We start from the raw sequence: 8,258 nt of genomic DNA on the forward strand, positions 1-8,258 counted from the left end.
CCGCCGCGATTACCTTCACAAGGTCACAACGACTATCAGCAAAAACCACGCGATGATCGTCATTGAGGATTTGAAGGTTGCCAGCATGTCAAAATCAGCAGCGGGCACGACCAGCCAGCCGGGGCGCAACGTCCGGGCAAAATCAGGGCTGAATCGTTCGATATTAGATCAGGGCTGGTTTGAGCTGCGCCGCCAGCTCGAATATAAGCAGGCATGGCGAGGCGGTCAGGTGTTGGCGATAAACCCGGCCTACACGAGCCAGCAGTGCGCCTGTTGTGGGCATACTGCGAAGGATAACCGCCAGACGCAAAGCCAGTTTAAATGCGCTGCGTGTGGTTATGAGGCGAACGCCGATGTGAACGGCGCTCGCAATATTTTAGCGGCGGGACACGCCGTTTTAGCCTGTGGAGGCGTGGTGCAATCAGGCCGCCCGATGAAGCAGGAACCCGGTACTGCGCGAGCAGCTATCACCCAGTAATGGGAATCCCCCTCCTGTGACGCGAAGCGCTAAGGTGGGGGAGGATGTCAAGATGAAGTTGATGAAGTCGGTGGCGATGCTGAGCCCCTTGATGTGGCGGCTGTAGCTCTGCTGATCGATCTTGCTCGGCCCCATCAGGGGGATCTTGGAGAGGGCCCTGGCCCAGAGATCCGCATCCGTCTTGTACTGCTCGCCATAGGCTTCGGCGTAACGGTTGATGTAGGCGGTGACCACGGAGGTGATGGCGATGAGGTAGGCCTTCTGTTCCGCCAGCTTGGCCATGACTGCGGGATCGTCCAGCAGCTCGTTGGCCACGATGAACTCCACCAGGCCGTCCTTGTCGGCATAGGGATCACTGCCCACCGCCCGGACGGTGTCGGGCAGATTGACGTCGTTGAAGAAGGCCTCGGCCTCGGCGAACTGATCATGGTTGCTCAGGCGGTTGGCCGGTGCCTCGCGCACCAGCTGGCAGAGCACCAGCTACGGCCTCGTAGTCCGACTCGCGCCACAGGGGGGCCTGCAACTGGTTGCCGAAGGTCTTCTTGTAGGCGAGGTTGAAGTCAAACAGCACCGAACTGCAGCCGCAATCCATGGCGAAGTCGACGGTGTAGCTCAGCGGCCCGGTGGGCAGGGGCTTGCTCATCTTCCCCTTGGCGCTGAGGTTGGCATAGCACTTGAGGTACTCCCGGCCAAACAGCTCGTAGACACGGTTGTTGTTGAAGTTGAGCTGGAAAGTACCGGCGCTCTCGCCCCCGTTGAACAACTGTTGCACGTGACTCATCTCTCTATCCTTATGGTGAGATTGGTAGACGGGTTGACCCGGTGCCGAGTGGCTACTTCCTGGCCAGCAACAGCCTAGGCTGTGTTCTTAAAGTGATGAAGATATAATCTTGCGTATTCCCACGCATGGCGATCGCTCAATAACATTCATGCCGATCACTCAATAACATCCATGCCGATCGCCCAATAACATCCCAGGCCGATCACTTTTTTCCTCTATGGGAAACCATGATCGGCATGAATGTTATTGATGACTTCTTCTCCCCGCTTCGTTAAACCCGCACTTTCCAACTGGACCCAAAAGAGGAAAGTGCATGTCTGCGAGGCCTATCACCGTGAGAAAACTCAAAGAAATCCTTCGTCTCAAATATCAGGCTCAACTGGCGCATCGTCAGATCGCCCTCAGCCTGCATATCTCATCCAGCACCGTCTCCTATTACCTCAATCGCGCTGCTCAGTTGGATATCACTACCTGGCCGCTCTGTGAGCGCTGGGATGATGTCACCCTGGAGCGTGCCTTCCTCAGCACCCGCGCGGTGTCCAAAACCCGCCACAAACCGCTCCCTGACTGGGCCGTGCTCCATCAGGAGCTCAAACAGCCCGGTCAAAAAGGGGTAACGCTGGAGCTACTGTGGCAGGAGTATGCCGAGCGCAATAACGGTGCCCACTACAGCTACAACCATTTCTGTCGGCTCTATAAGGAGTGGGCATCGGTGCTGCAACCGTCGATGCGCCAGACCCATATCGCGGGCGAAAAACTCTTTGTCGATTACTGTGGCCAGACCATGCCCATCGTGGATCCTCATACCGGTGAGATCCTCTATCGGGCCCAGGTCTTCGTCGCGGTGCTCGGGGCCTCCAACTACACCTTTGCTGAAGCCACCCGCTCCCAACAGCTTGAGGATTGGGTGATGAGCCACAAGCGGGCCTTTGAGTTTTTCGGCGGCGTCCCGCAACTGGTGGTGCCTGATTGCTTGAAGAGTGCGGTCAGCGTGGCACGCAATACTGACCCGGATCTCAATCCCACCTACCAGATGCTGGCCGCTCACTTCGGCACAGCGATCATGCCCGCCAGGCCGCGCAAGCCGAAAGATAAATCCAAGGCCGAGGTGGGGGTACAGATCGTCACCCGCTGGATCCTGGCGGTACTGCGCCATGAGACCTTCCATAGCCTGGCTCAGCTTAACCAACGGATATCCGGGTTACTGACCCGGCTCAATGAGAAACCCTTCCAGAAGCTGCCCGGTTGCCGCGCATCCATGTTTGCCGAGCTCGATGCGCCAGCACTCAAGCCCTTGCCAGCGTACCCCTACCAGTACACCAAAGTGGTGTCGGTGCTGGTCGGCAAGGATTACCACGTCGACCTGGAGAAGCACTATTACTCGGTCCCTTATGCCTTGCAGGGCAAGCGGCTGGAAGCCCATCTGGCGGAGCGTACGGTCACCCTGTATCACGCGGGTAAGGTCGTCGCTCAGCACCCACGCAGTCATCGCAAAGGCCAGCACAGCAGTCTGCCCGCCCATATGCCAGCGCATCACCAGGCACTGCTGGAGTGCTCACCTGAACGCCTACTGAGCTGGGCCGCGTCCATCGGGCCCTATACCACGCATTGGGTGGATAGTTTTATCCGCCAGGCAGCGCATCCGGCCCAAGCCGTGCGACCTTGTCAGGCCCTGCTGGGACAGAGCAAAAAGTATGGCAAGGCGCGGCTGGAGGCCGCCTGTCTACGTGGCTATCTGACCGGCGCCAACCGGCTGCACCACATCCGCAACATGCTCAAACACGGGCTGGAACAACAACCAGTTGCCACCTCACGCCAGGATCCGTTGCAAGACATCCATCATGACAATGTCCACGGCGAACACTACTTCCACTAATCCATCACTCAACAAGGAAAAGAGCATGCAATTACATCTCGATGAACAACTGAGCACCCTGCGTCTGGGCGGTGTGAAACAGGCGCTGAGTCAGCAACAGACACAGAGCGCGTTGTATCAGGACATGAGCTTTGAAGAGCGGCTGCAACTGCTGCTGAGTCATGAGCTGGTGCAACGGGAGCAGCGCAAAGTTAACCGGTTGGAGAAGCAAGCGCGGTTTCGATTGTCCGGTCAAATTGAGCAGCTGGACTACCGTGCCAGCCGGGGAATAAGCAAAGCGCAGATCCGCCAGCTACTGGAAGGGCAGTGGCTGGCTCATCAGCAAAACCTGCTGCTGACGGGGGCGGCAGGCTGTGGGAAGAGTTACCTGGCCTGTGCGTTGGGCCGCTATTTTATCCGGCAAGGCGTAGCGGTGCGCTACTACCGGCTGAAAACCCTGCTGGAAGAGATGAGACTGGCGCAGGCGGATGGCAGTTATCCGAAGCTGCTGGAGCAGGTGAATAATGTGGGCTTGCTGATCCTGGATGACTGGGGCATGGAGATGCTGGATGCGGCCGAGCGCAGTAATTTGCTGGAGATCATCGATACCCGTTACGGGAGGGTCTCGACAGTGGTTGCGAGCCAACTGCCGGTAGAGAAATGGTATGGGATGATCGGAGAGGCCACATTCGCAGAAGCGATCCTGGACCGGCTGATCCACAGAGCGGTACGAGTAGGTTTGACAGGTGAGTCGATGCGAAAACAGGGCATCAACTTGACCGATGCCGATCAGGCAGAGTAAAAGAAAGACGCAGTTCCTGCGGGTAGAAAAATGGTGATCGGCATGATGTTATTGGCTGATCGACATGATGTTATTAGCCAAATCTCACATCTTCTCAACAGCTTAAGATCCATTCCGTGTCCCACCGTTATCAGCTGACTGATGCACAATGGGGGCTTATCGAGCCCCAGTTTCCTTCTCGAAGCCTGATCGGGCGCCCTACCCATGAACCGCGCCAAGTGCTCGATGGCATTCTCTGGATACTCCACACCGGAGCTCCTTGGCGAGACCTCCAGAACGTTTCGGACCATGGAATTCGGTCTACAACACCTTCCGGCGTTGGCAGGATGCAGGCCGGATTGATGCCATTCTGGAAGCGCTGCAGCTCAAGCTCAATGAAGAAGGGCTCATCGATTTCGACCTGTGGTGCCTGGACGGCTCCAATGTCAGGGTATCCAAAGATGCTGCCGGAGCGCGTAAAAAAACACTCCGGTGAATCAAGCACTTGGTCGCTCTCGTGGTGGTTTTGGCAGCAAAATTCACTTGGTCACTGATGGTAATGGTTTACCGCTGGGGTTCTGCCTTTCGCCGGGGCAATCAGCGGAAATCAGATATGCGACAAGTGCGTTGGCCATGGCAAGGATCCCGACTTCATCAGGCCGTTATCGCACGCGACCAACGCATCTTGCCGCAGATAAGGCCTATAGCAGCAGGGCTTTGCGGGCCGAACTCCGGCGCAGAGGGATAAAAGCAGTCATCCCGCAGCGCAGCGACCAGCAGCGGCACCATAAGGGACGACCTCTGGTATTAGACAAAGCTCGTTATCGCAGGCGAAATGTGGTCGAGCGGTGCTTCGGATGGCTGAAGAAGTTTCGCCGATTCTCAACGAGATATGAAAAGCTGGCGGGAAGTTTTGCTGCTTTTATCAAGCTGGCTTTCTGCCTTCGTTACTTACGAGAGCTATTGGTGGACAGAAAACCAGCATTTTGAGAACACAGCCTAGCGAGGGAGAGGGGGTTTGGTTACTGCGAATAATCCCAGTGGCGGGGGCGGGATCCTGGGCTAGCCCCCAGACGGGGAGTATTTCTCGTTGTGTTTCATTCGGATATGGCCGTCATGGTCCCGTCATCCGGGGCGGGACCTTGAAAAAAATCGGAAAAAGGGAAAAGAGAGGGGCGACCCGGGGTCAGGAAAGGCCGATTTTATCATTTGCCAGGCAAATAGAACCTGGCCATTGCATGAATTTTGCAAATACTCTTTGGGGGGCCGCTCACAGGGATGGCACGGGAGGCTTGTCTATCGGGAAGCAGACTGGCAACATTTGTATCACATTTACTCATCGGATCAGTTTGCAATGGACCTGCAACGCCTCAAAGCCAACCTCGCCCTGCGTCTGTTCGCCTGGCGCTACATTCCCGTCATTGGTTTCTGTGCCCCCGTCATCGAGCAGATGGACGCCAGGGCGCTGCGCATCCGCATTCCGCTGGGCTGGCGCACCCGCAACCACCTGGGCAGCATGTATTTCGGGGCGCTCGCCACCGGTGCCGACCTGGTGGGGGGGCTCCTGGTCATGGAGAAGGGGCGGGCGCGGCGCAAGAAGGTGCATTTTGCCTTCAAGGATGTGCAAGGGGAGTTTTTGAAGCGCCCGGAGGGGGACGTGCAGTTTGATTGCGCGGCGGGGGAGCTTATCGACGCCATGATCGACGAGTCCCTGGCGAGCGGTCAGCGCATCAACCGCCCCATCCAGGTGGTGGCCACCTGCCCGTCGCGCAACGGCGACGAGGCCATGGCCCGCTTTGTGCTGACCCTCTCCATCAAGGCAAGCTGAAGGCCAGAGGGCGCTTGGCGCCCTTGTTCAAGCCGGTATCAAAGGATCTCGGGACTGCTCCCTTCCTTCACCACGGCCTTCATGCTTCATGCCGTTGAAGTTGACCGCCCGCTCGGCCACTGTGCTGGGTAGCGCTTGCGTGGCAGGGCGTCAGGATCAGAGGATCTCGGGGCTGACGCCTTCTTTCACGACTACCTTCATGCCGTTGAAGTTGACCACCTGCTCGGCGACTATCTTGCAGCGTTTGCGGGTCTCGACCTGACCGTCCACTTCCACCAGGCCCTCGGCGACCAGCGCCTTGGCGGCACCGCCACAATCGGCCCAACCCTGATGCTTGATCAGGTCACACAAGGCAACGAAGGGGTGACCTTCGAGCAGAAACGTCTCCATGGGAAATCCTCTAGCTGGATGAATGGCTGAAACAGCGGGGGCTCATTCTAGGCAGTTAGGCGGGGCAGGGAAAGGGCCCGGGCCGAATTGCCCCGAAAAAGGGGCGAGCACAGGCAATAAAACCAGCCCGACCGGGCTGGTTGTATCTCTGGGGGCCACTGGCGCTCAAGGGAGTTTCACCACCGCTTCCCCCGTCACGGCGAGGGCGCCGCCCTGGGTGAAGATGCGGGTGGCCAGGGTGGCGATGGGCTTGTCGCTTCGAAGGGCAATCACCTCCACCTCCGCCGTCACCTCGTCCCCCACGAACACCGGGAGCGTGAAGGAGAGGCTCTGGCCCAGATAGATGCTCCCTTTCCCGGGCAGTTGCTGCCCGAGGAGCCCGGAGAAGAGGCTCGCCAGCAGCATTCCGTGGACGATGGGGCGCTCGAACACCGTCGTGGCGGCAAAGTCCGGGTCCAGGTGCAGGGGATTGAAATCCTCCGAGAGGCCGGCGAAGGCCGCCACCTCGGCCGGGCCGAAGCGCTTGGTCAGGCGAGCCTTCTGGCCCACGGCAAGGGGTTGTGTACTCATGCGGGTTCCTCTTCTTGCATCCTGACGCCGGCAAACACCGGATTGAGCCGTACCTTGACGTAGCTGCCGGGGGCCGCCTCCAGCCCCTCGACAGGCTGCCGGGCGGGGACGGGTTCTGCTTCGTCACGGTCTTTGATAAAGCGCATCATCTCGGGCCACCAGGAGCCGCTCTGGTGGGTCGCCCCCGCCAGCCACTGCGCCGGGCTGTCCGCCTCGACCTCGCTCTGCCAGAAGCCGTATTTGTTGGCATCCGGTGGATTGATGATGCCGGCGATGTGCCCGGATTCGGCCAGAATGAAGCGCCGTTCGCCCCCGAACAGCGCCATGCCCTGCCAGGTTCCCTGCCAGAGGGCGATGTGATCGTCCACGGCGGACACCAGCAGCACCGGGGTCTTCACCTTGGCGAGAGCGATGCGGGTGTGGCGGATCTTGAGCTCCCCCTTCTCCAGCTGGTTTTCCAGGTAGAGTCGGCGCAGCAGGCTGTTGTGGATCTTGCCCGCCACGTTGGTGCTGTCGCTGTTCCAGTGCAGCAGATCGGATGCCACCGGGCTCTGGCCCTTGAGGTAGCTGTCGATGTAGTAGTTCCAGTAGAGGCTGTTCTCCCGCAGCAGACTGAAGGAGACCGCCAGCTGGCGCCCGTCCATGATGCCCCTGGCCTCGTTCTGCGCCTCCAGCGCCGCGATGATGGGCTCGTGGATGAAGATGCCAAGCTCCCCGGGCTGGGAGAAGTCCAGCAGGGTGGTGAACAGGGTGGCGCTACGCACCCGCTGCTTCTGGCGCCGCGCCGCCAGCCAGCCCATGGCGAGTGACAACGCAGTGCCACCGATGCAGTAGCCGATGCCGTGCACCTCCCGCTCGCCGGTGGCTGCCTCCACGGCGTCCAGGGCGGCGATGACCCCGTCCACCACGTAGTCGTCGAGATCGACCTGCCCCTGTGCCACCCCCGGGTTGCGCCAGGAGATCATGAAGACCGTCTGCCCCTGGGCGACCAGCCAGGCCACCAGGGAGTTCTGGGGGCGCATGTCCATCTTAAATGCGAAAGGGGACTCCCTCCGACGTAGGTGGGAGGGGAATTTCGCCGGGGCGTCAGCCCCGCTGGTTTTGAATGTATTGCTTGATCACCTCCAACGGTGCTCCGCCGCAAGAGCCCGCAAAGTAAGAGCGTGACCAGAGTACGGGTTTGCTGTAAGCACCTCTCAAGTCCAGAAATTCATTACGCAGTCGCCTTGATGTGACCGCCTTTAACGAGTTCACCAGTACCGATAGCTGCACCGTTGGCGCGTACTCTATCAGCATGTGAACATGATCAGCCTCTCCGTCACACTCTTTCAGTTCCGCACCAAAATCTCTGCAAACCTCTGCCGCACACTGACCGAATGAGGCGTGATGAAGATCCCCCAATATCGGCTTTCGATACTTGGTGATAAACACCAAATGTACGTGCAAAACGTAGGCCGCATGGCGTGATTTATTAATTTTAGTGAATTGCATTCTGTCACTCAATCGGGCTTAATAGATATGGCAATAATGCTACACACTGAGCGCTAAATGCAAATTCTGAAAGCCTACAAATTC

Annotated in this window: 9 protein-coding genes and 2 pseudogenes; 5 read left to right on the top strand and 6 right to left on the bottom strand. The window is 58.7% G+C overall.

Annotated elements, in window-relative coordinates; translation table 11 throughout:
- A partial coding sequence (locus C3418_RS21670; protein ID WP_146054136.1) for an RNA-guided endonuclease TnpB family protein occupies positions 1–478 on the top strand: 478 nt, incomplete at its 5' end.
- Here C3418_RS21670 and C3418_RS24900 read toward each other — a convergent pair.
- The gene (locus tag C3418_RS24900; protein WP_244054215.1) at positions 422–955 is read right to left on the bottom strand and encodes a hypothetical protein; all 534 of its coding nucleotides are present in this window, start codon (positions 953–955) and stop codon (positions 422–424) included. The genes C3418_RS21670 and C3418_RS24900 overlap by 57 nt on opposite strands.
- Positions 903–1,259: a hypothetical protein gene (locus tag C3418_RS24905; RefSeq protein ID WP_223917421.1), complete on the bottom strand. Its 357-nt coding sequence runs from the start codon at positions 1,257–1,259 to the stop codon at positions 903–905. Before C3418_RS24905 ends, C3418_RS24900 begins: the two co-directional genes overlap by 53 nt.
- Before the next feature lie 313 nt (positions 1,260–1,572).
- Between C3418_RS24905 and istA the strand changes: the two genes are divergently transcribed.
- From istA to C3418_RS21695, 4 genes and pseudogenes are all read left to right on the top strand, one after another.
- A complete protein-coding gene (gene istA, locus C3418_RS21680) occupies positions 1,573–3,135 on the top strand; it encodes an IS21 family transposase (protein ID WP_024945937.1) in 1,563 nt (520 codons plus the stop codon).
- 25 nt (positions 3,136–3,160) lie between these two features.
- A complete protein-coding gene (gene istB / locus C3418_RS21685) occupies positions 3,161–3,916 on the top strand; it encodes an IS21-like element helper ATPase IstB (protein ID WP_024945936.1) in 756 nt (251 codons plus the stop codon).
- A gap of 116 nt (positions 3,917–4,032) precedes the next feature.
- Positions 4,033–4,885: pseudogene (locus C3418_RS21690) on the top strand (IS5 family transposase).
- A 364-nt stretch (positions 4,886–5,249) separates the two neighbouring features.
- Complete coding sequence (locus C3418_RS21695) at positions 5,250–5,723, top strand: DUF4442 domain-containing protein (RefSeq protein WP_010674883.1); 474 nt, start codon at positions 5,250–5,252, stop codon at positions 5,721–5,723.
- 156 nt (positions 5,724–5,879) lie between these two features.
- Here C3418_RS21695 and ybcJ read toward each other — a convergent pair whose 3' ends face one another.
- The 4 genes and pseudogenes from ybcJ to tnpA form a co-directional block, all read right to left on the bottom strand.
- Positions 5,880–6,113 carry a ribosome-associated protein YbcJ gene (gene ybcJ, locus C3418_RS21700; RefSeq protein WP_010674882.1) on the bottom strand — a complete coding sequence of 78 codons (234 nt, stop codon included), beginning with the start codon at positions 6,111–6,113 and terminating at the stop codon, positions 5,880–5,882.
- Between the two features lie 165 nt (positions 6,114–6,278).
- Positions 6,279–6,683 carry a MaoC family dehydratase gene (locus C3418_RS21705; protein WP_010674881.1) on the bottom strand — a complete coding sequence of 135 codons (405 nt, stop codon included), beginning with the start codon at positions 6,681–6,683 and terminating at the stop codon, positions 6,279–6,281.
- A pseudogene (locus tag C3418_RS21710) lies at positions 6,680–7,711 on the bottom strand (alpha/beta fold hydrolase); the annotation flags it as partial. The pseudogene C3418_RS21710 and the gene C3418_RS21705, both read right to left, overlap by 4 nt.
- 58 nt (positions 7,712–7,769) lie before the next feature.
- A complete protein-coding gene (gene tnpA, locus C3418_RS21715) occupies positions 7,770–8,174 on the bottom strand; it encodes an IS200/IS605-like element ISAs26 family transposase (protein ID WP_010674034.1) in 405 nt (134 codons plus the stop codon).
- Positions 8,175–8,258: the final 84 nt, after the last annotated feature.

The organism is Aeromonas sp. ASNIH8 (assembly GCF_002919855.1).
In the GTDB taxonomy this organism is placed as follows: domain Bacteria; phylum Pseudomonadota; class Gammaproteobacteria; order Enterobacterales; family Aeromonadaceae; genus Aeromonas; species Aeromonas caviae.